Source organism: Frankia torreyi (genome assembly GCF_000948395.1).
Classification (GTDB): Bacteria; Actinomycetota; Actinomycetes; order Frankiales; family Frankiaceae; genus Frankia; species Frankia torreyi.
Genome location: NZ_JYFN01000049.1, coordinates 1 through 25987 on the forward strand (window position 1 = coordinate 1; position 25987 = coordinate 25987).

26 protein-coding genes and 1 pseudogene are annotated in these 25987 nt (G+C 71.1%); 7 read left to right on the plus strand and 20 right to left on the minus strand.

Annotation, left to right across the window (positions count from 1 at the left end; genetic code table 11):
* On the plus strand, positions 1-291 hold a 291-nt coding region (locus FF36_RS23450), incomplete at both ends, for a transposase (RefSeq protein ID WP_242422781.1).
* 173 nt (positions 292-464) lie between these two features.
* Here FF36_RS23450 and FF36_RS23455 read toward each other — a convergent pair.
* The 6 genes from FF36_RS23455 to FF36_RS23485 all read right to left on the minus strand — a co-directional run bounded on the left by FF36_RS23455 (position 465) and on the right by FF36_RS23485 (position 5238).
* Entirely contained in the window at positions 465-1250 is a 786-nt protein-coding gene (locus FF36_RS23455) for an SDR family NAD(P)-dependent oxidoreductase (protein WP_044887323.1), read from the minus strand.
* Positions 1251-1273: 23 nt separating this feature from the next.
* Positions 1274-2131, minus strand: a complete 858-nt coding sequence (locus FF36_RS23460; protein WP_044887324.1) for an SAM-dependent methyltransferase — start codon at positions 2129-2131, stop codon at positions 1274-1276.
* Between the two features lie 502 nt (positions 2132-2633).
* On the minus strand, positions 2634-3548 hold the full coding sequence (locus tag FF36_RS23470) for an LLM class flavin-dependent oxidoreductase (protein WP_044887326.1): 915 nt from the start codon (positions 3546-3548) through the stop codon (positions 2634-2636).
* Between the two features lie 40 nt (positions 3549-3588).
* The gene (locus FF36_RS23475) at positions 3589-4188 is read right to left on the minus strand and encodes an NADPH-dependent F420 reductase (RefSeq protein WP_044887327.1); all 600 of its coding nucleotides are present in this window, start codon (positions 4186-4188) and stop codon (positions 3589-3591) included.
* A 118-nt stretch (positions 4189-4306) separates the two neighbouring features.
* A complete protein-coding gene (locus tag FF36_RS41555; protein ID WP_044887328.1) occupies positions 4307-4510 on the minus strand; it encodes a hypothetical protein in 204 nt (67 codons plus the stop codon).
* On the minus strand, positions 4507-5238 hold the full coding sequence (locus tag FF36_RS23485; RefSeq protein ID WP_044887329.1) for an SDR family NAD(P)-dependent oxidoreductase: 732 nt from the start codon (positions 5236-5238) through the stop codon (positions 4507-4509). The genes FF36_RS41555 and FF36_RS23485 overlap by 4 nt, the downstream gene beginning before the upstream one ends.
* A 95-nt stretch (positions 5239-5333) precedes the next feature.
* Between FF36_RS23485 and FF36_RS23490 the strand changes: the two genes are divergently transcribed.
* A complete protein-coding gene (locus tag FF36_RS23490) occupies positions 5334-6182 on the plus strand; it encodes a LysR family transcriptional regulator (protein ID WP_044887330.1) in 849 nt (282 codons plus the stop codon).
* 2 nt (positions 6183-6184) lie between these two features.
* Here the strand turns inward: FF36_RS23490 and FF36_RS41120 are convergent, their stop codons facing one another.
* The 3 genes from FF36_RS41120 to coaA all read right to left on the minus strand — a co-directional run bounded on the left by FF36_RS41120 (position 6185) and on the right by coaA (position 7841).
* On the minus strand, positions 6185-6484 hold the full coding sequence (locus FF36_RS41120; protein ID WP_110431505.1) for a WD40 repeat domain-containing protein: 300 nt from the start codon (positions 6482-6484) through the stop codon (positions 6185-6187).
* Positions 6481-6633: a hypothetical protein gene (locus FF36_RS35555; protein ID WP_157871735.1), complete on the minus strand. Its 153-nt coding sequence runs from the start codon at positions 6631-6633 to the stop codon at positions 6481-6483. The genes FF36_RS41120 and FF36_RS35555 overlap by 4 nt, the downstream gene beginning before the upstream one ends.
* Before the next feature lie 404 nt (positions 6634-7037).
* On the minus strand, positions 7038-7841 hold the full coding sequence (coaA, locus tag FF36_RS23495) for a type I pantothenate kinase (RefSeq protein ID WP_052681362.1): 804 nt from the start codon (positions 7839-7841) through the stop codon (positions 7038-7040).
* 235 nt (positions 7842-8076) lie between these two features.
* Between coaA and FF36_RS23500 the strand changes: the two genes are divergently transcribed.
* The gene (locus FF36_RS23500; protein WP_044887331.1) at positions 8077-8964 is read left to right on the plus strand and encodes a LysR family transcriptional regulator; all 888 of its coding nucleotides are present in this window, start codon (positions 8077-8079) and stop codon (positions 8962-8964) included.
* Between the two features lie 56 nt (positions 8965-9020).
* Here the strand turns inward: FF36_RS23500 and FF36_RS23505 are convergent, their stop codons facing one another.
* Together FF36_RS23505 and FF36_RS23510 are read right to left on the minus strand one after the other, a co-directional pair.
* The gene (locus tag FF36_RS23505; protein WP_044887332.1) at positions 9021-9680 is read right to left on the minus strand and encodes an NAD(P)H-binding protein; all 660 of its coding nucleotides are present in this window, start codon (positions 9678-9680) and stop codon (positions 9021-9023) included.
* Between the two features lie 46 nt (positions 9681-9726).
* Positions 9727-10701 (minus strand): Rieske (2Fe-2S) protein, encoded by a 975-nt coding sequence (locus FF36_RS23510; RefSeq protein WP_044887333.1) that lies wholly within the window; start codon positions 10699-10701, stop codon positions 9727-9729.
* 242 nt (positions 10702-10943) lie between these two features.
* Between FF36_RS23510 and FF36_RS23515 the strand changes: the two genes are divergently transcribed.
* Positions 10944-11459, plus strand: coding sequence for an SRPBCC family protein (locus FF36_RS23515; protein WP_044887334.1), 516 nt, complete (start codon positions 10944-10946; stop codon positions 11457-11459).
* A 95-nt stretch (positions 11460-11554) separates the two neighbouring features.
* Here FF36_RS23515 and FF36_RS33220 read toward each other — a convergent pair whose 3' ends face one another.
* Positions 11555-11716 (minus strand): antitoxin, encoded by a 162-nt coding sequence (locus tag FF36_RS33220; RefSeq protein WP_082122166.1) that lies wholly within the window; start codon positions 11714-11716, stop codon positions 11555-11557.
* A gap of 393 nt (positions 11717-12109) precedes the next feature.
* On the opposite strand from FF36_RS33220, the gene FF36_RS23520 reads away from it, so the two are divergent.
* A complete protein-coding gene (locus FF36_RS23520; RefSeq protein ID WP_173667323.1) occupies positions 12110-13471 on the plus strand; it encodes a sensor domain-containing phosphodiesterase in 1362 nt (453 codons plus the stop codon).
* Here the strand turns inward: FF36_RS23520 and FF36_RS23525 are convergent.
* Positions 13401-14048: a VC0807 family protein gene (locus tag FF36_RS23525; RefSeq protein WP_044887335.1), complete on the minus strand. Its 648-nt coding sequence runs from the start codon at positions 14046-14048 to the stop codon at positions 13401-13403. The two genes, FF36_RS23520 and FF36_RS23525, sit on opposite strands and share 71 nt — an antisense overlap.
* Before the next feature lie 416 nt (positions 14049-14464).
* Here FF36_RS23525 and FF36_RS23530 point away from each other — a divergent pair.
* Both FF36_RS23530 and FF36_RS38845 read left to right on the plus strand, forming a co-directional pair.
* The coding region (locus FF36_RS23530) for an ABC transporter substrate-binding protein (protein ID WP_242422783.1) at positions 14465-15327 on the plus strand (863 nt) is incomplete at its 3' end.
* 1 nt (position 15328) lies between these two features.
* Positions 15329-15691, plus strand: a pseudogene (locus FF36_RS38845) (ABC transporter substrate-binding protein); the annotation flags it as partial.
* Between the two features lie 77 nt (positions 15692-15768).
* On the opposite strand, the gene FF36_RS23535 reads toward FF36_RS38845, so the two are convergent.
* The 7 genes from FF36_RS23535 to FF36_RS23565 all read right to left on the minus strand — a co-directional run bounded on the left by FF36_RS23535 (position 15769) and on the right by FF36_RS23565 (position 25909).
* Positions 15769-16473 carry an ABC transporter ATP-binding protein gene (locus tag FF36_RS23535; protein ID WP_095212355.1) on the minus strand — a complete coding sequence of 235 codons (705 nt, stop codon included), beginning with the start codon at positions 16471-16473 and terminating at the stop codon, positions 15769-15771.
* Positions 16470-19274 (minus strand): branched-chain amino acid ABC transporter permease/ATP-binding protein, encoded by a 2805-nt coding sequence (locus FF36_RS23540; RefSeq protein ID WP_063925341.1) that lies wholly within the window; start codon positions 19272-19274, stop codon positions 16470-16472. Before FF36_RS23540 ends, FF36_RS23535 begins: the two co-directional genes overlap by 4 nt.
* 131 nt (positions 19275-19405) lie before the next feature.
* Positions 19406-20605 (minus strand): ABC transporter substrate-binding protein, encoded by a 1200-nt coding sequence (locus FF36_RS23545; RefSeq protein ID WP_063897530.1) that lies wholly within the window; start codon positions 20603-20605, stop codon positions 19406-19408.
* Positions 20606-20786: 181 nt separating this feature from the next.
* Positions 20787-22034 (minus strand): ABC transporter substrate-binding protein, encoded by a 1248-nt coding sequence (locus FF36_RS23550; protein WP_082122169.1) that lies wholly within the window; start codon positions 22032-22034, stop codon positions 20787-20789.
* A 301-nt stretch (positions 22035-22335) separates the two neighbouring features.
* Entirely contained in the window at positions 22336-22965 is a 630-nt protein-coding gene (locus FF36_RS31705; protein WP_052681364.1) for a GntR family transcriptional regulator, read from the minus strand.
* 128 nt (positions 22966-23093) lie between these two features.
* Positions 23094-23999: an MFS transporter gene (locus FF36_RS23560; protein WP_052681367.1), complete on the minus strand. Its 906-nt coding sequence runs from the start codon at positions 23997-23999 to the stop codon at positions 23094-23096.
* A gap of 167 nt (positions 24000-24166) precedes the next feature.
* Entirely contained in the window at positions 24167-25909 is a 1743-nt protein-coding gene (locus tag FF36_RS23565; RefSeq protein WP_044887360.1) for a DUF2142 domain-containing protein, read from the minus strand.
* Positions 25910-25987: the final 78 nt, after the last annotated feature.

Below are 25987 nucleotides of genomic sequence, written 5' to 3' on the forward strand. Positions count from 1 at the left end.
CACCAGGTCCAGCACCTGCTGACCATCGACTACCCCCACGCCGAGCGGGTGGTGCTGGTCATGGACAACCTCAATACCCACGGCATCGCCTCGCTCTACGAGGCCTTCGACCCCGCCGTCGCGTTCGCTCTCGCCGGGCGCCTCGAGATCCACCACACCCCCAAACACGGCTCCTGGCTCAACATCGCCGAGATCGAACTGGCCGCACTGACCCGCCAATGCCTCGACCGCCGCATCGACGACCTCGACGTGCTCAACACCGAACTCGCCGCCTGGCAGACAGCCGTCAACNCCGACCAGCGCCAAGTCCACTGGCACTTCACCACCGCCGACGCCCGCACCAAACTCCGCCACCTATACCCCAAACATTAGTGGCGACGGTCTACTAGCGCCCCTATTCCCGCAGATGGGGGGCTGACCCGGTCTCCTGAAGGCGAGCCGACCGGGCGGGGCGCGACGGCGGGTCAGGAGTAGAGCGGGAAGCCGCCGGTCACCTTGAGCGTCTCGCCGGTGACGAAGCCACCCTCGGCCGAACAGAGGTAGATCAGCGCCGCGACGATGTCGGCGACGCGGCCCTGACGGTGGATGAGCTGGCGCTGGTCGATGATGTCCCGGACGAGCTCCGCGGGCAGGTCGGCCATCGCGCTCTCGGTGTCCATGAGCCCGGGTGAGATCGCGTTCACCCGAATGTTGTCCGGCGCGAACTCGGTGGCGAACGCGACCGTCAGGCCACGGACGGCCAGCTTCGACACCGCGTACGGCGACGTTCCGATATGCGACGCCATCGACGAGATGTTGATGATCGACCCGCCGCCCCTGGCCGCCATCGACGGCCGGGCGGCGAGCGAGCAGTTCACGACGCCCATGACGTTCACGTCGAACAGCTCGCGCACGTCGTCGCGGGCCAGCGTCTGGAACGGCAGGTTGTACCGGGTGAGATGCCGACCCGCATTGTTGACCAGAATGTCGATCCCGCCGAAGTGCTCGACGGCGCGGGCCACCGCCGCGTCGACCGTGTCCTCGGCGGCAACGTCGCAGCGCACGGGCAACACCGTGTGCCCGGCCGCGGCGAGGGCGGCGGCGGAACGCTCCGCGGCGGCGGCGTCGATGTCGGCGAGCACGACCGAGGCCCCTCGTTCGGCGAGCTCCCGGGCGAACGCAAGGCCGAAGCCGGCCGCGCCGCCGGTGATGAAGGCGACGCGGCCGTCGAAACGGCGGGCGGGCTCGTGGGTGCCTGACGATGCGGTCATCGCATGGACCTCCGTCGCAGGGACTACGGCTTGCGGGCAACTCCGCCGTACGTGCCGACCTGGGCGTCGGCCAGGCCATCCGTCGTGCCGTCGGCCCGCCAGCGCAGGACGTTGACCAGACCGGGGTCGACGAAGTCGAAGCCCTCGAAGAAACGGAGCACCTCGTCGCGGGACCGCAGGCGCGTCGGAATGCCCTGCTGCCGGTAGATCTCCGCCGCCGATTCCGCCTCCTCCGGAGCGAAGTCCGCGGTGCCGTGGGTGAGCGACAGGAAGCTGCCCGACGGCAGGGCATCGGTCAGCGTACGGACCAGGCCGTACGGATCACCCTCGTCCGGAATGAAGTGGAGCATGCCGATCAGGGACAGGACCACCGGCTGGTCCAGGTCGAAGGTGTCACGCACCTCGGCGGAGGCCAGGATGCGCGCGGGGTCGTGGAAGTCGGCGTCCACATACGCGGTACGACCCTCCGGGCTGCTCGTCAGCAGCGCCCGGGCATGCACGAGCACGATCGGGTCGTTGTCGACGTAGACGACCCGGGAGTCCGGCGCGAGCCCCTGGGCGACCTCGTGCAGGTTCGGGCTGGTGGGAATGCCGGTCCCGATGTCGAGGAACTGCCGGACGCCCGCCTCGCCGGCGAGGTAGCGGGTCGCCCTCAGCATGAAGGCCCGGTTCTGCTGCGTGGTGTTCTGGACGTCCGGGAAGACACTGATGATCTGTTCGGCGGCGGCCCGGTCGGCCGGAAAGTTGTCCTTCCCGCCGAGGAAGTAGTCATAGACTCGCGCCGAATGCGGGATGTCCATCTTCAGATCAGCCGAGATGAATCTTGGTGCCGGGGAGAAAGCCCCTGACGCGCTCGACACCTCGTCCTCAGCCGTAGCCACCGCGACCGCCCTCTCCCCGTCTGACGCTCGTCAGACCCTCCGTACACATCACCTTAGCGGTCAAATCACCCACAAGCAGTCATGGGTCTGGCCCATTGACGACCCGGGCTCCCGCGGTGGACGGGGTCGCACGCGGCTCCGCGTCGGGCCGGCGTTTCGGTCGCGGGCACACGGACCGCAGCCCGGTCGGCGGCATGCACCCTGACCTGGGATTTGACGCGCTACCGTGCTCGCTCCGGGTGCCGTGACCCCGTCAGACCGCGCCGCGCCGCCGTTCCTCCGGCGTCGTGGGATCCTCCGGTGGCGCGGAACCGGGCCCTTCGCCTGGCACCCAGACCGTCCGGTCCACCAGGCCATGCGGGCAGCGTCTGGGCGAGGAGGTCGACCATGGCGCGGGCCTGCTCGGGCTTGGAGATGCTGGTCTTGGGGATGTGCAGGCGGAACAGGACCNGCAGGCAGACCCGGCGGGCCATGAACGGCACCGCCACCACGATACCGACGATCACGAAGCAGTTGCCGCGCCCGATGCCGTCGCGTCCCCTTGGCGGAGCCCTCGTGCTGGTTCGTCGGCGACCCACTGGGCGGCACCGGCGGGGTAGGGCGCCGGCAGGCCGAGAACGATGTGCCGGAAGCCGGCGTCGATCGCCTTGCCGACTGCGTCCCGGGTCGTGCCGGGCTGGTCGTAGGAGACCGGCAGGTGGATCGAGCGGGTGATGGCGGCAGGGTCGCGCCCGTTCTCGGCGCAGTAGCGGTCCAGCAGCGCGCTGCGGCTGACGACGTCGTCGATGTCGCCGCCCGGGATGTTCCACAGGTCAGCGTGCTCGGCAGCGATGCGCAGCACAGCGGCCGAACGGCCGCCGATGAGGATCGGCGGGTGGGGCCGCTGGACAGGCTTCGGATTGCCGAACGCATCGGTGAGACGGTGGTAGGTGCCGTGGAAGTCGAAGGGTTCGGGCTCGGTCCACAACCGCCGGATAACCGTGCACGCCTCGGCGAGGCTGCCCACGGCGTGAGCGGCGTCATGGAAGGGCAGGCCGTGCGCCTCGTACTCCCGCCGAGCCAAGGGCTGGTCCGGTCGTGAGCCGGCGCCGATGCCGAAGTCGAGACGTCCACCGGAGACGGTGTCGACAGTCGTGGCGATCTTGGCCAGCATCGCGGGTGGGCGGATGCGGTTGCTGGTGACGAGCAGGCCCAGGCGCAGTCGCCGGGTCTGGGCGGCAAGGGCCGCCAGCAGGGTCCAGCCTTCGTAGGACGACCCGTCCGGGTCGCCGCCGATCGGCATGAGGTGGTCGAACAGCCACGCGTGCTCGATCTCGGCGATCTCGTCCGCCTCGCGCCAGACCCGCAGGATGTCGTGGTAGCCGATCCGCATGGGGGCGGTCATGATCCCGAAGCTGGGCCGGGGTGTTCGCGGCATGCGGCATCAGTCCTTTCGTGTCGGTCCCTGACCTCTGCTGTCAGCGCGTGATGGCGATGGCGAACCGCATCGTCTGCAGGGCCTGGTAGGTCGCGAAGAACAACGGCGCGGCGTGCTCGGTGGCTGTCGCACTGGCCATGCCCCCGAGGTCGAGGATGCTCTCCGTGGTCCAGCCCAGGTCGGCCAGCAACCCCTTGACGGCCGCCTTGGCGTCCTGGTTCTCACCGCTGACGAACACCGTTGCCTGCGAGAGCGAGGCCAGCGGGTCCACCATGATCGAGACGTTCATGGTGTTCAGGGACTTGACGACCCGGGCCCGGGGGAAGCGCGCCTGCACCCGCCGGGCGACGCTGTCGTTGGGGTAGGCCAGCGCCATGTCCGGCGTGAAGGCGGCCGACACGTCCAGCACGATCCGATCGGCGAGGACATCCTCCCCGATCCCCTCCAACGTAGAAAGGACAGCAGTCCCAGGGATGGCGATGATGACCAGCTCGGCGCCCTGGACGGCATCCGTCTGACTGACCGACCCGGTGTGGTCCTCGGGGGTACGTGAGCCGTAGGCCACCTCGTGGCCGGCGGACGCGAGCCGTGCTCCCAGAGCAGAGCCCACTTTCCCCTTGCCGATGATCGCAATGTGCACAACAGTCTCCTGACAGTGTGGATTCGACCCGGCCGAGCGAGTTGTCTCCGGCGGTCAGCGCGTCACACGCCGCCTGCCAGGCAGAATCTGCGGGATAGAGCTCGGTGCGCAGGTAGGCCTAGGTCAGCTGCTGGATTGCGGTCACCCGCTCGGGGTTCTCGTCCGTGGTCTCGGCGGCGTCATCTCCGGAGATCCCGCCGAGCATGTGCCCTGCGTCGAACAGCGTGAGCAGGGACTTGGGGCCGGGAGCGAGGTGATAAGGGTCAGCGTGCCATTCCCAGCCTTGAACCGTCAGGTGGGTGATGACCGCCGTGCACATCACCAGGGCACTACGCCAGCGTCCTCGAAGAACTTGCCGGTCGGGCCGTCGTCGGGCAGGGTCGCGAGTTTGATGGCGATCGCCGCGCCCTGTTCGGGGGTGCGCACGCCGCGGAAGCCGTTGAGGTCGGTCGCGACGAAGCCGGGGCAGCCGGCGTTGATCAGGATGTTCGTACCGCTCAGCTCCCGGGCGTACTGGAGGGTGACGGCGTTCAGGAACGTCTTCGACGGCGCGTACGCCACGGCCACCGGACCCGTCGTCTGCTCGCCAGCGGTTCCTGACTGCCGGGTAAGGGAGCCGACACTGCTGGACATGTTCACGATCCGCGGCGAGGCAGAGCGGCGCAGCAGCGGCATCATCGCGTTGGTGACGCGAATGACGCCGATCACGTTGGTCTCCACGACCGTCCGGATGGTGGCCGGATCGACCTGGGTGGGCTCCTGCGGCATACCACCAGTGATGCCGGCGTTGTTGACGAGCACGTCGAGGCGCCCGGCCTGCTCCTCGATCAGCCGTGCGGCGGCGGTCGCGCTCGCGTCGTCCGTCACGTCCAGCGGCACGCCGAACGCGTCAACGCCGGCCGCGCGCAGCTTCTCCACCGCGGACTCCCGGCGCTGATCGTCGCGGGCGCCGACGCCGACGCTCCAGCCGAGGGCACCCAGGCCCGCGGCGATCTCGTAGCCGATTCCCTTGTTCGCGCCGGTGACCAGCGCAATCGTCGGTTCACTCATAGGGTCAATGCTGACCCGGACCCTGGCGAGGGGTCCAACACCGATCAGGTGACCGACGATACCGCCCAGGTATCGATCCCGGATAGTGTGGCTGCGTGGAGACCCGGGAACTGCGATACTTCGTCGCTGTCGCTGAAGAGCTGCACTTCGGGCGCGCCGCGCAGCGGCTCGGGATCGCACAGCCGCCTTTGTCACGGGCGATCCAGCAGCTCGAACGCCGGCTCGGGGCAGCACTCCTGGACCGGACCAGCCGCACCGTCACGCTGACCGAGGCAGGCTCGGTCCTGCTGGCCGAGGGCCGGGCGGCCCTCGACGCGGTCGACGCCGCCGACCGCCGGACCCGCCGCGCCGCCCTCGCCGCGACCGGCCGTCCCGGCCTGGTCCTGGCCGCGAAAGCCGGCGCGTCCAGCGAACTGCTGGCGAAACTGCTCGACGCCTACGCCGCCGAACCCGGCGCGGTCCCCGTCGACGTCACCCTGTGCGGCCCGGCCGAGCAGGAACGACTCCTGCGCGAGGGCCGGGCCGACGTGGCGCTACTGCACCGGCCGTTCGACTCGACGGCCGGGTTCCACACCGCAGAGCTCAGCACGGAGAGCCAGGTTGTGGTCCTGCCGGCCGGGCATCCGCTCACCGTCCGGGCCCACGTGCACATGGCCGACATCACCGCGCTGCCCGGCCTGCCCCTGCCACGCTGGCCCGACCCCGACGGCGCCTACCCGCCCGGCCCCGGCCCGCAGGTCCGCGACCACGCGCAGTTGCTGCAGCTGATCGCGCTCGGCCGCGCCTGCACGCTCTCACCGGAGTCGTGCCGAGCCCAACTGCACGGGGACCTCGCCGCCGTGCCCGTGCTGGACGCGCCGACAGTCACCACCGTGATCGCCTGGCCACCGCACAGCCGGTCCAGAGCCGTCGCCGACCTCATCCGGACTGCGACACGTCTCTAGCATCACCGCCCCGGGTACGGGCGGTGATGACCAACACGCCGTCGACGACCGCACTTCAGATCGAGGAGATCCCACGCGGGTCCGGTGAAAGTGGTAAGAGGCTGGGCGACCTCACCTCGGGCGGTGGCATCCCACAACCGGAAGACGCCATCCGAGCCACCGGCGGCCAGGATCCTTCCGTCCGGACTGAACGCCAGGCGGCCGGGATCTTTGGTAGGGGCGGTGAAACTGGCCAGAGGCGCGGCACTTCCGCTTCGGGTAGCGGTGTTCCACAGCCGGACGACGCCCCTCCCATCAATCAGGCAAGATCAGGCCGATCGGCGGCGACTTTTTCTGCTTCTTCGGCCAACCTTCCGGATACCACTGCCGGCGCGATGGAGTCCGCTCCGCCCAAGGTCACGAGCCACCCAGCCAGCACCGTCAGCGCAATCACCGCAGCCAACGATCCCATGATTACTCGTCGTACTGATGTGGACCGTCCGGTCTCTGTCCGCACGGCGGCCCTGTGGCCGGTTCCCGAGACGTCGGTCCCGCTGCTGCCGTCGCCAAGGGGCGGAAGATCGGCCGCGCGGCGAACTGCGTCAGCTGCTCGGCTGCTCGGCGGGTCGGCGGGTCGGCGGGTCGGCGGGTCGGCGGGTCGGCGGCCCACACGCCGCCCGGAGCCGGAACGCGCCGAGAGCAAGCCGTGTCATGAGCCGCCGGATCGGCGAGCCGAGCCGTTACCACGAACAGAGGGAAGATCCTCGATGACGACGATCAGGCGGCTGCGCGCGCTGCCGTATCCGGCCCGGACACTGCTGGCCACCAATGCCGTGAGCGCGCTCGGCGGCGGCCTGGTGCTGCCGTTCTGTGTAGCTACCTCACCGAGGCCCGGCAGCTCGACACCTGGGTGCCCGCGGCGGCCCTCGCCGTGCGGGCGGTCACCACGGCGGGCAGCGCGCTGGCCGCCGCGCTGGTCGTGGCGTCCCCGCTCCCGCGTACGAGCACCTCCCGCACCGCGTGATCGGAACCCTTTCGCACGATGACGTCGGCCCGCTCCCGGGTGGGCTGGATGTTCTCGACCAGGTTGACCTCGTTGATCTCCCGATAGCGCCTCGTCGCCTCCTCGGCGATCTCGGCCGCGGAAAGGCAGGCGTACCGACGAAGATGCGCGGGAGGATTCCCGCGCGCCGTCCGCAGGAGTGTCCGCAGGCGAGCCACATACCATCGGCGCAGATCGTCGAACTCGGCGTCCACATACAGGGTGAGGTCAAAGAGGTCGTTGAGGTCCACTGCCGGGCCGCGGTCGTCCGGGCGGCGACATGACTGCAGCACGTTGAGACCTTCGACGATCAGGATGTCCTCCCGACCCACCGTCACCGACCGGCCCGGCACCACGTCGTAGTGCTCATGCGAGTACACCGGAACTCGCACCTGCCGGCCCGCCCTCGCCGCCGTGAGGAACCGCAGCATCGCCTCCTGGTCGTACGACTCCGGAAAACCCTTGCGATCCAGGATTCCGCGCCGCTCCAGGATCCGGTTCGGATAGAGAAATCCGTCGGTCGTGACGCTGCCCGTGCTCGGGGCCGCCGGTCGGCGGGACAGCAACTCGCCCAGCACACGCGCGATGGTGCTCTTTCCGACGGCGACCGGCCCGGCGATCCCGATGAGGAAGGGCATTGTCGGATCTCTCCCCGGTCCTGGTAATCCGCCGCCGAACAATCGGGGTCGGCACCCGTCCGGCAGCACTCGGGCATCCGTGACCGGGACCCGGGTCCGTGGACACGCCGCATTCGAGGCCGCGGACGGGTTGCCGCCACGCTTCGATTCCGTGCGCCGCCATCGTGAACCGGGCGTCAGACCCAAGTCAATCCATGGGATCGGTTCACTCGACCCAAGTGATACCTTGGGTCGAGTGACCCTCGAGGATCTCCGGGTGTTCGTCGCCGTCTGCGAGGCCGGCAGTCTGGCCAGCGTCGCCCGGGCCAGCTCCCGATCCCAGTCCGCCGTGAGTCAGCACGTGAAGCGGCTCGAACGGGCGACGGGCCTGACGCTTCTCGAGCGGCAGCCGCGCGGAGTGGTTGCGACGCCCGCCGGTCGGCTGCTGTACCTGGCCGCCCGGAGCGCCACCGCCTCGCTGGACGATGCGCTGCAGCATCTGGACGACCTTCGCCGAGGCGTCGGCGGTGCCGTCCGCATCACCACCGGTGGCGTCACCGTGCGGCACTTCATGGCCGAGGCCGTCGTCGCATTCCGTCAGCGCTATCCGAAGGTGACGCTGGAATTCCACGCCGCGAACTCGACCCAGCACTGTGTACAGATCCTGCAGGCGGGCCAGGTCGACCTGGCCTGGATCACGCTGGGTCAGCCGCTGCCCGGCATCGAGCAGCGGCCCGTGGTCGATCTTCCGTGGGTGCTCGTCGTGCGCCCCGACGACCCGCTCGCCGAGCGCGCCGTGATCCGGCCGGAGGATCTGGGCCACATCAGTTACATTGTTCAGCCCGAGAACTCGACATCACGACTGCGACTCGAGGAAAGCCTGGTCCGACTGGGCATCAGGCCCTCGGCGCCGGCGGGAATCGCCGACTGGGACACCGCCCTGCTCCTCGCCGAACTCGGCACCGCCCCCGCCATCCTCCCGGCGCTGCCCAGACCGACGCTGCTCCCGGACAGCCATACCAGGCTGATACCGATTCCCGATCTCACCCCACTCGCAGTGGGCTGGGCGGCCCGGAGCTGGCAGGCGCTCTCGCCCTACGCCACCGAGTTCGCCGACACCGTCGCCGCCGCCCTGACGCCGTAACCTCCGCCGCATGTCCCCGGGTTCCGAGCGCGACCTCCACGTCATCGCCGAGGGGCTCACACCTCGAGGACGACGACGACCTCCTGCTCCCTGGCGTCGATCAGGACGTCGCAGACCCGTTCGCCGATGACGTCGGAGCCGAGCATGCCCGGGCCCGGCTCGCCGGGCTGGCCGAAGCCGTGGACCATGGCGCGGATCATGACCTCGCGCACCAGCACCTCGCTGGCGCGGGCCTCCCGCTCCAGGTGCCGGTACAGCATCCGCTGCGCCGCCTGGGCCATCGACACCACGCCCATCCCGCGGGCCGGGATGTCCGCCATGCCGCCGCCCATGCCCAGGTAGACCGCGCCGGCAGACAGGGCCGGCAGGAAGGTGGTCGCCGCGCTCAGGTGCAGCCGCAGGTAGGGGCCGAGGTGGTCGTCGGCCTGCGCCCAGGTCGTCGCCAGGACCGGCGTGGGCGTCCACGGGATGTTCACGGCGACGACGACGGCGTCGGCCGAGGCCAGGTCGAGGCGCCCCGCCAGCTCGGCCGCCCGCTCGGCGTCGGCGACGCTGCCCACGACGGTCTTGACGCCCGCGAACTCGTCGGGCAGCGCGTCGAAGCCGACGGTGTCGCGGTCGACGGCCGTCACCTCCCAGTCCCGCTTGCGAGCTGCGGCGACGATGCCACGCCCGACGTTTCCGGTCGCGCCGACGACGATGAGGGAGAAGGCCATGGAGGAAACCTAGCGAAGGACGCCGTCAGGTGCCGGAGGCGGCGAATCAGCCGATCGACACCCGAGCGGGCGAGGGACCGACGGGGTTGGCGCGCAGGGCCCGGACCTCCGAGCGGCGCAGTTCGACCCGCCCGGCGCGCTCGCGGACCTCGTACACCGGCTGCGGACGGGTCGCCGGACCCTGGACGACGTCGCCGGAGGTCAGTGCGAACCGGCTGCCGTGCCAGGGGCACTGCACGCAGTCGCCGTCGCGTGTGCCGTCGCTCAGGGGGGCGCCCCGGTGGGTGCAACGATCGTTGATCGCGATAATCCGGCCGTCGACCCTGGTCAGCAGCACGGGCACGCCGTCGACCTCGGCCTGCCGAAGCGCCGTGGTGACCTCGCCGGCCGCCAGCACGTCCGTCCAGTCGGCCGGGCCCCGCTGGAACGCGGTGGTGTCCACCCCCACCCCGAGCGCGTAGGCGAGGTGGCCGCCCAGCCACCCGCCGACGCCGAGGGCGGTCGCCCCGGCGAGGCTCGCGACCAGTCCGTTCGCGGCCGTCCCGTTCGCAGCCACCCCGCTGCCAGCCACCCCGCTGCCAGCCACCCCGCTGCCAGCCACCCCGCTGCTGCCACGATGCCGCTGCCACCAGGACGCCGTGTAGCACCCGATGCCGACGATGTTGCAGGCCGCGTGCACGAGCCCGACGCGGCGTTCGGCGCCGTCGGTGTCGAGCCAGTCCGACCACCCGGCCACCGCGGCGGGACCGGCCGACAGCAGCCCGAGCCCGATGAGCCGCCGCGCGGCCGGGCGCAGGCCGGGCCCGCCGGTGACGTCGAGCAGGGTCGCGCTCAGCAGCGTCCCCGCCGGCACGATCACGGCCGCGGGATGCAGCGGATGTCCGAGCGCCCGGCCGCTGAGCAGATCGCGTAGCCGTTGCGACCGCAGCGCCTTCGACCAGAACGCGTGGGCGCGCCCGGCGACCGGATCGAGCGCCTGCTCCCGTTCGAGCCGATCGAGTACCCGTTCGGACCCGCGCATGCCTACCTCTTCTCGGGAGATCCCGTCATACTCAACGGCGCCGCCCCGCTGCGCGGCGCGACCGGCGAACTACCCCCGTCCGCGTCCTGCACACGCCCCAGGCCCCGCCATTCCCGGGGCGGCGGCGATGGATGGGACATTGGTGCCGGCGCTGGAGGGTCCACCGTCGATCGTGGTTTGACTCTCCCCCGGGCGAGGACCGACGCTGCGCTCATGCGCCACGAGCGACGAGGACGACAATCATGACCGTGACCGTCATCGACACCGGACCGCACCAGATCAGCCGGTCGGTCCTGGTGAACGCGCCAGTGAGCGAACTGTTTGCCATCGTGGCCGACCCGCGCCGGCACCGCGAGCTCGACGGCTCCGGCACAGTACGCGCCACCGTTTCCGGCCCGCCGCGGCTGACTGAAGGCGCGACCTTCTCGGTGAACATGAAGGCCTACGGTCTGCCCTACCGGATCACCAGCAGGGTCACGGCGTTCGAGGAGGACCGCCTCATCGAGTGGCGGCACCCGGTCGGCCACCGGTGGCGCTGGCAGTTCAGTCCGGAATCGACCGGATGCACCCGCGTCAGCGAGACCTTCGACTACAGCAGAATGGGCCGGATCAAGGCCACGATCCGCTACTACGACCTCATCCGCGCGACGAAGGCCAACGCGGCCGGCATCGAGGCGACCCTGGCCCAGCTCCAGGCCCGTTACGCGCCGAGCGAAGCGTCGACCACGAACGGTGCGGGTGCGGCTCCACCCGTCTGACCGGCCGCGCGGAAACCAGCCATGTCCTCAGTCCGCGGAAAGTAGTTGCTCGCGGGCGAGGACATGGCCGGGAGGGCGACGCCGACGGTGCCGCGTCAGTCGCGCTCCTGCACTTCCTGCACCCCCTTGTCCACCTGCTCGGAGTACTTCCCGTCGGTGCGCTTGTCGGCTTCCTCGCCGGCCTTGCCCACGGCCTGATCGACCTGCTTGTCGTGCTTGTCCTCGAGGTCACCGAGCTTGTCCGTGAGACCGCTCATCGGTCGCTCCCTTCGTTGGCCACCTGGCCACGCTGCCCGAACCGCGGCGGGCAAAACACGCTGCAGCCGACGTCCGGATCCGAACCGGGACCGGACCCTGGCTGCGCGTTTCAGGTGCATCGGCCCCATCCAGGGCGGCCGAGGTCACGCGAGGGATGGATCTCGTCCGCTCCTCGCTCCGGCCCACCGGACGACGGGGACCTCCCGAACGACGGAGACCCCCCGAACGACGGAGACCCCCCGAACGACGGAGGTTCCCCGAACGATGGGGACCTTCGCTCTGCCGGAAGCAGCCAGGATTACAGCCGGAACGTACATGTTGGTGTACTACCGGTTACGGGGGGCAGGGCGGGGGCAGGCACCAATCGCGTGGACTGCTGGGGGTGAGGGGCGATGGCACGGGCGGAGTCGGCGTCCGGACCCTCCTCGGACGGGATCGAACCGGACACGACGGTCATGGAGCTGCTCGGGATACTGCGCCGTCACCTCGGGATGGACCTCGCCTACCTGGCCCGGGCGGACGGGGATGATCTCATCATCCAGGTGCTCAACGGAGCCGGCGCGCGGTTCGGGCTGGCAGCGGGAACCCGGGTCCGCCCCGATCCCCGGTTCTACCGGAGCCTGCTGGCCGGCACGCTCCCGAAGGTGATCCCGGACACCCGGCGCGATCACTTCCTGGTCGATACGCCGATTGTGCAGGGGATGGGCATCGGGTGCTACGCGGCGACGGTGGTGACCGACAGGAAGGGTGAGGTGTTCGGGGTGCTCGGCTGCATCAGCCGTGACCCGCGGCCGCATCTGCGGGAGCGGGACAGCCGCTTCCTGGGCCTGGCCGCCGAGTACCTCAGCGACGCCGTCATCGACCTGCACCGAATCTGGGAGGCCCGCTGCCGGGTCTGGTGCAGCATCAGCGAGATGATCGACGCCGGCGGCCCGGAGATCGTCTACCAGCCCATCGTGGACCTGGCGACGGGTCGGATCGCCGCGGTGGAGGCGCTGTCCCGGTTCCCCCACGAGCCCCGGTACCCCCACGAGTCCCACGAGTCCCACGAGCCCCGCGAGCCGCCCCGAGGCCCGCGGGGCTGGTACTTCGACGCCATGACCATCGGCCTCAGCGCCGAACTGGAGCTGGCCGCGATCCGCCGGGCGCTGCGAGCGCTGCCCCAGCTACCCGCCGCCGTCTGCCTCACGGTCAACGCCTCGCCGGCCACCATCACCTCCGGACTGCTTGACGTCCTGCGTGACGAGGAGACCTGTCGACGTCTGGTCGTGGAGATCACCGAACACGAGTACTTCTGCAATGACACCGAGGTCCTGCGCGGCGTGCGGGAGCTGCGCGCCCGCGGCGTGCGGATCGCCGCCGATGACACCGGAACCGGCTACGCGGGGCTGGAGCAGCTCATCGAGCTGCACCCGGACATCGTGAAGCTCGATTATCTGGTCACCCACGGGATGGACACCGACCCGGCCCGCCGGACGACCGCCGCGGCCCTCGTCATGATCAGCAGGGAGTTCGGCGGCTGCGTCATCGCGGAGGGCGTCGAAACTCCCGCCGAACTGCAGACCGCTCTCGACGTGCACATTCCCTACGGCCAGGGATTTCTCCTCGGCGCCCCGGCCCCCACCCCCTCCCTCGCCTGCGCGGGACGCGCAGACACCGGTCGGAGGTGGCGGCCGGGAGGGCTCAGGCCAGGCGGGAGCGGGGGGCGCGCAGGCCCTCCAGCCGGGCGACGCGCCACGACCAGGCGACGGTGATCGCCACGGCGGTCGCGGTCACGGCCGTGCCGGTAACCCCTCGGATCGCCACGAACACGGCGGTGGACTGCGACACCAGCAGCCAGAAGGTGAAGGCGGCGTTGCCGAGATTCACGGCGGCCCAGAAGAGGGTCAGGCCGAGGAAGAGCCGGCGCACGCCGATCCGCTCGGTGACGCCCGCGGGCAGCGGGCAGAAATCGCCGGCCAACCGGTGGACCAGTGGCCGGGGCGTCAACGCCGACAACAGGAAGATCATGCCGATCACCCCCGCGACGATCACCGGCTGCAGGAAGTAGATGAACGCATTGCCGTTGATGATCACAATCACCGTGCGGACGGTGAGCCCGACCGAGGAGAGGATCAGCAGGGCGGGGATGCGTTGCCGCCGCACGACGCGCCGGCCGAGGGCGATATAGCCCCAGGCCACGGCGGTCAGCGCGGCGAGGGTGAGACCACCGAGATGCAGAAAGATCAGGAAAAGCGCCGCGGGAATGACCGTCGCCTCGACCAGGTGCGGCACCGCGTGTTTCGCGATACTTCTGGGCCGGGGCAACTGGATGGCGGCCGTGTCGCTCACGGGCGCGTCCACGGGTGGAGGTGCCCGTGAGGTCGGAAGCGCCAGTTCGGCGGTCGGGTGAACGTCGGAAGAGACATGAGCTCCTAAGGGGCCATCCCCGGGTCGGCGATCACGCTGGAGGTGAAAACGGTACGCGACGATCGGTCGCGCGCGGCAGGGCCCCACCCCCGATGTGCCGATGTGGTGCTATACGTGTCCGGGGCGACCGTCTGCGCAATCCGCGCCCGTCGACGGGAGCGCGTCCGCTGTCTCACCCCTTTTCGGTAGGGTCCTGTCGTCGGTGGGACACTTCAGCTCATACCAGGCAGATTTCCCTGCTGCCGCAGGTACGGCATGCCCGCACCCTTCCCTTGACGAGCGAGGATCCGCGGCCCGCGCGGCGCCTCCGCTCCTGTCCCTGTTTCGGAGCGATCAACATGCGTCGTGGCTTAACGCTAGGTATCGCCGCGATCGTCCTGGTGCTGACCGCCGGGGCCAGCGCCTGCTCGTCGGGGAGGACGCCGGCCATCACCGCCGCCTCCTGCCCCACCCCGGGGGTGACCCCGCAGGAGATCCGGCTCGGCCTGCTGTACTCCGACACCGGGGCGAGCTCCGCCACCCTGGCCGTCGCGCGGGCCGGCGTCGACGCCCGTCTCGGCCAGGCCAACGCCGGCGGCGGCATCAACGGGCGCAAGATCGTCTACGACTGGCAGGACGACCCGGGTACCCCCCAGGCGAACATGCTGGGTGCCCGCAACCTGATCGAGGGCAGGCACGACTTCGGCCTCCTGGAGTACTCCCTGGCCGCGGGCGCAAGCGCCCAGTACCTCGCCGACCGGGATGTTCCGGTGAGCGGCCTGGCCGTCGGCGACGCCTGGCCGAAGTACCGCACCATGTTCTCCTTCGCCTACACCACCGGTGGCTCCGTCGACACCTACGGCCAGTTCGTGAAGTCCCGCGGCGGGACCAGGGCGGCGCTGCTGCGCACCGCGCTGTCCAGCGAGGTCGGGAACGCCGGCGCCAAGCTGGTGGAGAGCCTGCAGTCCGTCGGCATCCCCACCGTGGCCCAGGTCCCCTACACGCCGGGCGCGGACAGCCCGACCGCGGCCGCCCAGAAGATCATCGACTCCGGCGCCGACACCCTGCTCGCCGTCGTCGACGCCGGTGTCGCCCTTCCCCCGGTGCTCACCGCCCTGCGCGCCGCCGGCAAGAACATGAAGGTGATCCTTTCGGTCAGCGGCTACGACAACCAGCTACTACGCCAGGCCGGTCCCGCGATGGCCGGGGTTGTCGTCCCGGTNTTCTACCGGCCGTTCGAGGCCGGTGGCCTCGCGATAGCCCGCTACACCGCCGCGATGACCGACTACGCGCCGCAGGTCCAGAACCCCACCCAGGAAATCGCCATGATCGCCTACATCAACACCGACCTGTTCCTCAAGGGGCTGCAGATGGCCGGCCCCTGCCCGACCCGGAAAGGCTTCACCGAGGCCCTGCGCTCGGTGACCAGTTACGACGCCGGCGGATTGCTCGAGCCGCCTATCGACGTCAGGAACGGCCTCGGCAAACCGACCACCTGCTGGTCCTTCGTCCAGGCCAACGACACCGGAACCGCGTTCACCATCGTCGACCAGAACCGGTGCGGCCGGGCCCTGCCCGCCGCCTAGTGGCTGCAGTACCTCGTAGCCGTAAGTACCTCGTAGCTGTAAGTACCTTGTGGTTGTGGTGCCTCGCGGTTGCGGCGTCAGGTCCCGAGATAGCCGCGTAGCAGCGCGTTCTGGTCGAGGTCGCCGGTCGGGCCGTCGAAGGTCACCTGGCCACGGTCGAGCAGCACGACCCGGTCGGCGATGTCGAGCGCGCGCTGCACGTACTGCTCGACGAGCAGCAGCGCGACGCCCGACACGGCCAGGGCCTTGAGCGAGTGGAAGATCTGGTCGACGACGGCGGGCGCCAGGCCCATCGACACCTCGTCGAGCAGCACGATCCGGGGCCGGGCGAGATGGGCTCGGGCCAGGGCCAGCATCTGCTGCTGGCCGCCGGAAAGGGTGCCGGCGGTCTGGCCCAGCCGTTCCCGCAGCACCGGGAACGCCGCCAGGGCGACCTCGACGGAGGAGTCCGTCGCCCACGGCGGCACCTGCATCCGCAGGTTGTCCCGCACGGTCAGGCTACGGAAGATGCCCCGCCCCTCGGGGATGTGGCACAGCCCGTCGCGGGCCCGCCGGTGCGCGGGCGCGCCGGTGCGGTCCCGGCCGCCGACGAGGACGCGTCCGCGCGCGGCGGGCAGCAGGCCGGTCGCCGTGCGCAGCAGCGTCGTCTTGCCCGCGCCGTTGGCTCCGAGCAGGGCCACGACGGAGCCGGGGCGCACGGTCAGGTCGACCCCGCGCAGCACGGTCGTCCGGCCGTAGCCGGCTTCCACGCCACGCAGTTCGAGGACGGTGTCGGCCATCATTCGCCGCCCGTGGTCAGGCTGGCCGAGTGCGGGCGGGCGGCGTCTGCGGCGGACGCCAGCGGGTCGGAGGCCAGCGGGTCGGTCTCCCCGAGGTAGGCGACGCGCACCACGGGCGACGCCATGACCTCCGCCGGGGTCCCGTCGAACACCGGGCGCCCGAAGTCCAGGACGTACACGTGGTCGCAGATCGCGGTGACCAGGCTCATGTCGTGCTCCACGAGAAGGATGCCGACTCCGTGCTCGTCGACCACGCGTCGCAGGATCTGCCCGAAGTGCCGGGTTTCCGCGCGGTCGAGGCCGGAGGAGGGTTCGTCGAGAAGGAGGAGCCGGGGCTGACCGGCCAGGCAGCGCGCGAGCTCGACCAGCCGGCGTTGCCCGGTCGACAGGGAACCGGCCACCTGCCCGGTCAGGTCACCCAGGCCGCAGGTGCGCACCGCGGAGTCCGCCGCGGCGTGGATGTCGCGCGCGGTCTGCGGGGCGCTGGCGAGATGGCGCAGCGCGTTGGGTCCGGCCCGCCGACCCTCGGCCCCGAGGACAACGTTGTCCCACACCGTGAGGTTGTCGAACAGCTCCATCTGCTGGAAGGTGCGACCCAGGCCCAGCCGGGCGCGGGTCGAGGCCGAGCGCCGGATGACCGACCGGCCGTCGAGGAGGACCTGGCCACGCTGGGGCCGCAGCAGCCCAGAGCACACGTTGAACGTCGTCGTCTTGCCGGCGCCGTTCGGGCCGATGAGTCCGGTGACGCGCCCCGTGGCGGCCCGCAGCGTCACGCCGTCGACGGCCACCAGGCCGCCGAAGGCCACCCGCACGTCGCGGATCTCCAGTTCGGCCGGCGGCACCGGGGCGATCGGGCGGGACGGTTCCGGCCTGGACGCCGCGGCGGCGTCCCGCGCGCGGGCACCGCCGAGCACGCCGAGCACGCCGCGACCGCCGAGCACGCCGCGACCGCCGCGACCGCCGAGCCGGTCGAGCGCGCGGCGCACAGCCGGGTGCGGCTCGCGGGCCCGGGCCGCGGTGACCGCGTACAGGATCGCGAAGACGCCGAACGCCACCTGCAGCCAGTTGGAGGTGTCGGCGTTGTCGACGTAGGACGGCACGAGGGTGAGCCCGGCGGCGCCGGCGATCGCGTACCAGGGCGCGCCCCCGACGCTGATGACGACCAGCACGAAGTAGACCAGCGAGGTGATGGGGAGGTAGGAGTCGCCGTTGACCTGCCCGACCGCCGCGGCGTCGAGGACCCCGGCGACGGCGGCCAGGAAGGCCGACAGGCAGAACACCAGCACCCGGGTCGTGTTCACGGCGGTCCCGCTCGTCGCGAGGCCGATCGGGCTGTCGGCCAGGGCGCGCAGCAGCCGGCCCAGCCGGCTGCGGTTCAGGGCCACCATGGCGAGGGCCGCCGCGGCGGCGAGGATCAACACGAGGTAGTAGTAGCCGCGGTCGGAGCCGTCGAGGCCGACGGCGGACCAGCGCGGGGTGGGCACGGTGACGCCGATTCCCAGGCTGCCGAACATGTAGCCCTGGGAGTAGAACATGTACTGGACGAGGATCCCGAACCCGAACGTCGACAGCGCCAGGTAGAGCCCGGACAGGCGGATCGCCGGAATCGCCAGCAGGGCGCCGATCGGCACCGCGACGAGGCCCGCGACCACCAGCGCGGCCGCCCATGGCCAGCCCTTCTCCACGTGCAGCTGCGAGAACGTGCAGACCCCGATGGCCATGAACGTGACGTGGCACAGCGACACCTGTCCGGACGTCCGCACGAGCAGGCCGAGGGAGAGGAACAGGATCGCGTAGGCGAGGAACTCGCTGAACGCCACCAGGTGGATGCCGGCGAAGCTCGGCACGAAGCAGAGCAGCGCCAGGACGGCGACGCCGCCCGCGGACTGCAGGCGCCACGGCGTCGTCCAGGCGACGCCCGAACGCGGCACCGCGCGCAGCCGTTCGGTGAGGCGCCGGCGAGGGGCGGTGAGCAGGACGGCGAACAGGACGAGGAACGGCAGGGCGTTGGACAGCCCGGCCAGCAGGCCGCTGTCGAAGTACTTCGTGGCCAGCGAGGCGACGATCCCGATGGCGAGCCCGCCGGCGTACGTCGCGGGCAGGCTGGTGAACCAGCCCAGCGCCGCGGCGCCGAAGGCCGCGACGACGAGGAAGGTCAGCGCGGTCGCGTCGAGGTTGACGTACTGGGCGATGAGCACACCCGACGTCGCCGCGAACCCGATGCCGATCATCCAGGCCCACCGGCGCACGGCCACCGGGTTCGTCCCGGTGGTGTCGAGCAGCGCCGGGTCGTCGACCACGGCGCGCATCGCCACGCCGGTGCGGGCCAGCGAGAAGTAGGCGTAGAGCGCCGCGGTGGCGAGGATCCCCACCGCGAAGACGATGATGCGGTCGGCGGTCACGGTCGTGCTGCCGACGTGGAACCCGGCGTCGGGCAGGAACACCGGCACCTTCCGCGGCCGGGTGTCCCCGTAGATCAACACGGCGCCGGCCTGCACGACGAGCAGGACGCCGACCGTGCCGGCCACCCGGGTCGACAGCGCGGTCGCGGCCATCCGCCGGGCGCCCTGCTCGAACGCCACGCCCAGAACCGGGCCGGCGCCGAGGATGCAGATCGCCGCCGCGGGTATCCACGGCAGTCCCGCCTGGACGTGCAGGCTGTAGAACAGGTACGCGGAGACGGTGGCCACGGCTCCGTGGGCGAAGTTGAAGATGCCGGACGTCTTGTAGGTGAGCACGAGCCCGACACCGGCCAGCCCGTACACCGATCCCGTGGTCAGCCCGGCGATGAGGAACGGCAGCACGTGGGTCCCCTCCTGCTGATGTGGTCGTGACGATCCGCCGGAGATCCCGGGACGCGCCGTCTACGCGCTGCAGCCGCGTCGCAGCCGCGTCGCGCGGTCGGCGCGGCGCGTCCCGGGAGGTCGGCGCGGTCTCAGCCGGCCGCCGCCGGATTGCCGGCCGCCGCCGGGTTTGCGTTCGCCGCCGAGTCACCGGTCGCCGCCGGGCGGCGGTCGGTGCGGCTGCGCGGCTGGAACCGGTGACGCATCACGGTTCCGGTGCGGTCGCGCAGTCCGACCTTCTCGTCGAGGTCCGGCCGCACCTCACGCATCACGAGGAAGTCCGGCGACAGCCAGGCGCGGTGGACGTACGGCGCGAAGCTGAGCAGGCCCCGGGCGCCCCCGGTCGCGGCGGGCAGCATCTTGACGCGCTCCAGGCCGGCCTTCACGCCGGCCGGCGACAGCGGGCGGGCCTTGGAGATGCCGTGCGCGATCATCTGGGCGATGTCGTAGTTGATGATCGCGAACCAGTTCTCGGGCCGGTAGTCGTAGCGGCGCTCGAACCGGTCGAGGAAGTCCTGGGCCACCGTGTTCGTCTCGTCGTACTGGTCGCAGCCCACCCAGCCCTTGAGCGAGGCCATGCCCTGGGGCAGGACCGGGGCCGACATGAACGCCGTGCACATCACGCGGAACGGGTCCCACTGCGCCGCGGCGAGAGCGCGGTTGATGTGGACGGAGGCCACCCCGACGCCGAGGTAGGCCAGCGCGTCCGCGCCGGCCGACCGCAGCCGCTCGACCGCCGGGCCCATCTCCGTCTCCAGCGGGTCGACCCCGTGCTCCAGCAGCACCTCGACGCCGTCGAACTCGCAGGCGTCGCGGAAGAAGCCGCGGTACTCGTCGCCGATCGCCGTCTTGTCGTAGACGACGGCGACGGTCTTGATCCCCTTGACGGCCAGGTAGTTCGACATCACGTAGGGGTCTTCGGCCAGCGACCCGTTGTTGATGTTGAAGCACCACTCGCCGTACCAGAGGTCCGTGCCACACATGGCCACGGATGGGACGTGGCCCTCCCGGTCGTTCCACTCCCGGAACGGGATGGCGTTGTCGGAGATCCACGGGCCGTCGATGGCCACCACGCCCGCGTCGACGAGCTCGCGGCCCGCCTGGATCACGGTGTGCGCGTCGCCGGTGGGCAGGCCGTGGACGAGCTTGTAGATCACTTCGATCGGCCGGTCGATGAGGCCGTCCTGCAGCGCCTCGTCGAAGGTGAGGTCGAGCACGTCGTGCAGGAGCTGCTCGGCCTCCGGGGCGAGCGGCCAGTCGCAGAGCATGCCGATCTTCGTGGTTCCGGACACGGAGGTCCTCCTCATGAGAACTGCGGGGATAGGGGCGCAGTGACCCGGGGATGGGGCCCGGGGATGGGGCCCGGGGATCGGGGCGCAGGAGCGCGGGGATGCGGGGCGCAGAGATGGAGGCGCGCCGGACGGGGCACGGCACCGCGGCAGGCCGTGGTGCGGGTGCGGGGCGCCGGACGGATCAGGCGTTCTTGCCGCAGACCCGGCCCGCGCCGAAGGGGGTGGTCAGCTTCCCGGACTTCACCTGGGCGTACCAGGTGCAGGCCTCCTGGACGGCGGGCTTGCCCTTCGCGTAGGTCACGGGCGCGAGGACGCCGTCAAGGTCGAATCTGGGGCCGAGCTTGTACAGACCGTCGTAGATCGTCTGCGAGGTGATGGCGCCGCTGGCGCCGGCGAGGGTCTTCTCCAGGACCTTCCCGGCGTACCAGCCGGAGGTCGTGCTGGTGTTGAGCAGCACGCCCGGCTGGTACTTCGTCATCGCGGCCAGGAACTCGGCGGTGCCGGGTCCGTCCCCGAACCACAGCGGCTCGGGTGCGGCGAAGACGAGGCCCTCCCACACCGGGGCGGACAGTTCGCTGTCACGCCAGTTCTGCGGGTTGTCGATCCAGATCGGCCGGTAGTCCTGCTGGGCGCACTGCTCGACGAGGCGCTTGGCGGTGGCCAGGTCGCTGGCGGCGAAGACGGCCTCGGCGCCCGAGTCCTTGAGCTTCTGGCACTGGGCGGCGTAGCTGGTCGCCGACGCCGAGATGGCCTGGCCCGGCACCGACCGGATGCCGAGCCGGCGGGCGTGGGTGTCGAGCAGCGACGCGGCCTGGGCGCACGCGGGCACCTCGGCACAGTAGGCGACGCTCACCACCGTCTTGTGGAACAGGACCGCGGCGTTGGCGTACCCGCCGTACCCGGTATCGTTGGTGCCGGTGACCGGGAAGAAGTTCGGGTCCTTGGTGTACGCCACCCCGGTGGCCGTCCCGCCGAGGACCGGGACGTCGTGCTGGGAGGCGTAGCTGGCCCACGCCGCGTCCACGCCCGACTCGTGATTGCCGACGAGCGCCACGACGTGGTCCTTCTCGACGAGCTCCTTGACGTTCTGCAGGGCCTTGGCGGGCTTCCCGCCATCGTCCTTGACGATGATCTCGACAGGATGGCCGGCTATGCCGCCGGCGGCGTTGATCCCGTCCGCCCACGCCTGCAGACCCTTGGAGCCGGCGATGGCGATGTCCGACGCGAACCCGCTGTAGACGCCGACATTACCGATCTTGATGGGCGACCCGCCGGGACCGCCGCTGCTCGACGGCGCCGTCCCGCCGCCGCCACCGCCACCGCTACCGCTGCCACAGGCGGCGGTGGCGAGGAGTAACGCTCCCACTGCTGCGGCCACGCTCGCCCGGGTCCGGGCCGAGCGAGGTCGCAGCGCTCTGACTGCTCGCATGAGGTGTCCTCCTGGGTTTCGGGCTGGCTGCGGGCTGGTCTTGGGGCTGGCTTGGGGGTGGCCGACGAAGGGTGCCGCCGGGGCGTGCGCCGGACACCCGGCTGCCGGACGAAGGGCACCTCTCCACCCGCCGCAATGGTGTACCACACATCACACATAATGTGGAAGTGTGTATTTGCGCAGGTGGGAGCGGTCTTGTGGGTCGTCCACGGGCGCGGTGGAGTCAGCCGGAGCCGTCGGCGGGTCGCCTGAGAGGCGCAGCGCCCCTCAGGGCGCCGCGCCTCTCAGGACGTGACGGACCTCAGGACGCGTCGAACAACCCGCGGCGCTCGAGCTCGGCCACGAGCGCGGCCCCGTGCTGCTGCAGCATCCGTTCGGCCGCCGACGCCGCGGCCTCGCCGTCGCCCTGGTCGACCGCCTCGGCGATGAGGCGCATCCACGGGGCCACGGCGTCGGCCATCCCGGGCACGGCGGTGTAGTAGGCGTCGGCCGGCAGGAGGTCGGGCACCGCGTCGACGAGATGCCGCCAGGCCGGTGAGGCGCACATCCGGCCCAGGACGTCGACGAACTCGACCATCAGCGGCCTGATCGCCTCCAGGTCCTTCTCCCCGCCGAGCCGGCCGGCGATCGCGACGAGTTCGTGCTTGTTGCGCGCGCTGGTGCCGGCCACCGCCCGCTTCAGGGCCCACCCGTAGAGCAGCGAGAACAGCTCGTAGTTGTCACGGATGCGATCGCGGTCGACGTGGCAGACGAAGGCGCCGCGGTGCGGGCGGATCTCCAGGATGCCCTCGGACTCCAGGGCGATGACGGCCTCGCGCACCGGGGTGTTGCTCACCCCGAGCACCCGGGCCACCTCGTCCTGGGGGATGCGCTCCCCCACCCGGATCTTGCCTTCGAAGATCTGCTCCTTGATGTAGTCACCCACGCTCATGCGGACGCGCTCGCGGGCGATCGGCCGGGTGGGTAGGCGGGAGGCCGACTCGTGAGCTGGAGCTTTCGACGCCAAGCCTGCGGCTCCTCAGCAGGACGGAGGGAGGGCACAACCCGGCCTCGCCGGAATCACACATGATACAGAAAACGCACGGCCGCACGCCGCATCCGGCTGACGCGCCCAGCCAGCAGCGCACTCGCGGCGCAGGCGGCACCGGTACAGCCGGGCATCCAGGTGAACGCCGAGGTGAAGCCTCTCGCCTGGAGAACGACCGCGGTCGGCGCCGTGCCGTCCGCGGCACCGACCCGCTGGACCACCGTGCTGGCGCTGGTGGCCCCCGCAATCGCCGACGGTCGCAGCGTCGCGTGAAGGGCGACGCTGACCGGCAGGCTGGCCACCCCGAGACCGAGCCCGCGCACGAACAGGGCCAGGCCAAGCACCCACAGATCGCTGTGCGCGGTGGCGAAGAGGAAGGGCACGGTGGCAACAGTGGCGACGGTGGCGACGGTGGCGACGGCCAGACCGGCGGCAGCGACAGGGCGTGGCGCCACCCGATCCGGGTACCGCCCCACCACCAGGAACGCCGGCCCCAGCCCGACGCTCTGGGGCGCGAGCGCGAAGCCCGCATCCGGCGCGGACAACCCTCGAAGCTGCTGAAAGTGGAGCGGGAGCAGGAGCATCGGGCCCCAGGTCGTGACTCCGAGGACAGACATCATCATGGTGGCGCCCCGGAACGACCGGTCCCCGAACAGTCCCGGAACGCGTAGACCAGCGCGACCACCGAGGTCGGGAGCAGAAATCGGGAGCAGAAAAAGGTCGACGGCGTCGAGCGGCTGATCGCTGCGTTGCTCGTCGGCTGGAAACCAGCGCCAGGTCAGGATCAGCACGATCAGCACGATCGGGATGTTGACCAGGAAGGCCCCGCGCCACCCCCAGGTGTCGATGAGCAGTCCGCCGAGCACCGGCCCGGACACGGGGGCGAGCTGCCCGGCCCCGCACCCATCGGCGACCTGTTCGACGAACGGTGGGTTCATCGGTCCGTCAGGAACGCCTCAGAAAAACACCACCAGCGGCATCAGAATCATCAGGAGAACCAGGGTGACAGCGGCGGTTTCCCTGCGGCGAGAGAACAAACTGCCGGAGTTTCCGCGTGCCAGGCGTGCGGCGCCGACAGGGAAGGGCACAACGCGGCCGCGCCGAATCACCGGTCCACGGATACCTGAGCCGCCCCACCGTCGACAATCACGTCGAGACGATCCTGGCGTTGCCGCACGACCTCGGTGACATCGCCGGGCGGGCCCTCGCGCTCGGCTGCACGTGGCGGCCTACCGCCGACATCGCCGCCGACATCGCCGCCGACATCGCCGCCGCTTGCCATCGACGGGTCACCGAGCCTCCACAGGGCGACGGCCAGCAGAACACCGCCGACCAGGGCGAATATTGCCAGCCCGGACAGACCGAGATCGGCCGGCCCGGGAGCCTCGGCGGCCCACGCGGTCCGCAGCCGGTCCACCGGCGTCAGGGGCGCGAGCGCGCGGTTCCGCCACGCCAGCTCACGGGTGATCATCAGCACGGTGAGCAGGGCGAGCGCCGCGACGAGCACGACCGTCGGCAGCCCCCGCCGGCCCAGCGGAAGCGCCCGGCAGGAGACCTCGACGACGAACGCGAGCACCGGCAGCATCGGTAGCAGGTAACGAGTGAACGCCGCGCCGCCGGCGGCCGCGTATCCCACCAGCGTGGCGACGACGACCAGGCAGTGCGCGGCGAGCAGGATCCAGACGACGCTCCCGGCCAGCCGAGCCCCCGGCTGGCGCGGCTCCGGCTCCGGCTTTGGCCCCGACCCCGGCCCCGACTCCGGGGAGCCCGGGTTCCGGGCGGCCGAGATCCGCGCCGTCAGGACCCGTACCACCGCGGCGAGCACACCCGCACCGGTGACGATCGCGAATCCGACGGCCATCTTCTCGGCGTGGCCGGTCAGCAGGGAGACACGGCCAAAGAAACCGCGATAGACATTCCACCAGAAATCCGGATCGCGCACCACCTGCCACGCCGACGGCCGCGGCCCCCGGATCGGGAGCATGGCGGCGATCCGACCGAAGGCGGTGGGGTCACCGTACCGGTGCACGTTGCGCAGGTAGAACCAGCCGGTCGCGGCGAACGTCAACGCGGCGAGCCCACCGGCCACGGCCAGGCCGCGCCCGGCTCGCCGAGCCGGGCGGCCGGCGGTCCGCGCCGCGACGGCGACCCCGACGGCCGGAACGACGACCACCACCGCCACCGCCCCGCTCGCCCGGCTGGCCGCGGCGGCCGGGCCGAGCACCGCGAGCGCCAGCAGCGTGCGCGGCCCCGGCCCCCGGCGCGCGATCGCGACGGTGACGGCGAGCAGACCGGTGATGGTCGCCACCGCCATCGTGTCGTTGTAGACCTGCCCGGACGGGAACACGAACAGGCCGACGACCCCGGTGATCGCCGCCGTACCGACCGCGACGGCCGGCTGTCTCGGCAGCACGCCCCGGACCAGGGCCGCCGTCGCGATCAGGGCGGTCACCCCGAGCGCCACGTTGATTCCTCGGGCGGCGCGGAAGCCGCCCAGCGGATGATGCAACGCGATGCCCGACCGAAGCGGGACGGCCTCGACCGCGTAGAACAACGGCGGATGGTTCGCGGTGTAGACAAGGTCGAAGTTCGTCAGCGGCCGGCGCAACCGCCGCCCGCACAGGTGGTCGGCGCGCGTGTCCACCGCGACTCGGGCCTGCTGGGGCGATGCGCGGCAGCCGGCCGGCAGCCCCGGCATGCCCGGGAGGCGAGAGCGCACGGGTGAGTCCAGCACGGGCAACGACCCGTCGGCCACCGCAAGCGCGTACGCGGTGTGCTGCGCCTCGTCGGCGCTGGTAAAGGGCGGCACGGCCACGGCGACCAGTAGTCCAAGCGCCGAAAAGATCATCCCGGCCGCAACCACTCCGACCACCAGCCACCGATGTCCGGATCGACGACCCCGCCCGGAACCGACCCGGTCTGCGAC

Coding starts and splice junctions, on each gene's coding strand:
- FF36_RS23485 (WP_044887329.1), bottom strand. CDS start 5,238: ATGAGTGAACCGACGATTGCGCTGGTCACCGGCGCGAACAAGGGAATC.
- FF36_RS31705 (WP_052681364.1), bottom strand. CDS start 22,965: ATGAGCGTGGGTGACTACATCAAGGAGCAGATCTTCGAAGGCAAGATC.
- FF36_RS23565 (WP_044887360.1), bottom strand. CDS start 25,909: ATGATCTTTTCGGCGCTTGGACTACTGGTCGCCGTGGCCGTGCCGCCC.
- FF36_RS33220 (WP_082122166.1), bottom strand. CDS start 11,716: ATGAGCGGTCTCACGGACAAGCTCGGTGACCTCGAGGACAAGCACGAC.
- FF36_RS23535 (WP_095212355.1), bottom strand. CDS start 16,473: ATGATGGCCGACACCGTCCTCGAACTGCGTGGCGTGGAAGCCGGCTAC.
- FF36_RS23515 (WP_044887334.1), top strand. CDS start 10,944: ATGACCGTGACCGTCATCGACACCGGACCGCACCAGATCAGCCGGTCG.
- FF36_RS23560 (WP_052681367.1), bottom strand. CDS start 23,999: ATGAACCCACCGTTCGTCGAACAGGTCGCCGATGGGTGCGGGGCCGGG.
- FF36_RS35555 (WP_157871735.1), bottom strand. CDS start 6,633: ATGGGATCGTTGGCTGCGGTGATTGCGCTGACGGTGCTGGCTGGGTGG.
- FF36_RS23520 (WP_173667323.1), top strand. CDS start 12,110: ATGGCACGGGCGGAGTCGGCGTCCGGACCCTCCTCGGACGGGATCGAA.
- FF36_RS23505 (WP_044887332.1), bottom strand. CDS start 9,680: ATGGCCTTCTCCCTCATCGTCGTCGGCGCGACCGGAAACGTCGGGCGT.
- FF36_RS23550 (WP_082122169.1), bottom strand. CDS start 22,034: ATGCGAGCAGTCAGAGCGCTGCGACCTCGCTCGGCCCGGACCCGGGCG.
- FF36_RS23510 (WP_044887333.1), bottom strand. CDS start 10,701: ATGCGCGGGTCCGAACGGGTACTCGATCGGCTCGAACGGGAGCAGGCG.
- FF36_RS23455 (WP_044887323.1), bottom strand. CDS start 1,250: ATGACCGCATCGTCAGGCACCCACGAGCCCGCCCGCCGTTTCGACGGC.
- coaA (WP_052681362.1), bottom strand. CDS start 7,841: ATGCCCTTCCTCATCGGGATCGCCGGGCCGGTCGCCGTCGGAAAGAGC.
- FF36_RS23470 (WP_044887326.1), bottom strand. CDS start 3,548: ATGCCGCGAACACCCCGGCCCAGCTTCGGGATCATGACCGCCCCCATG.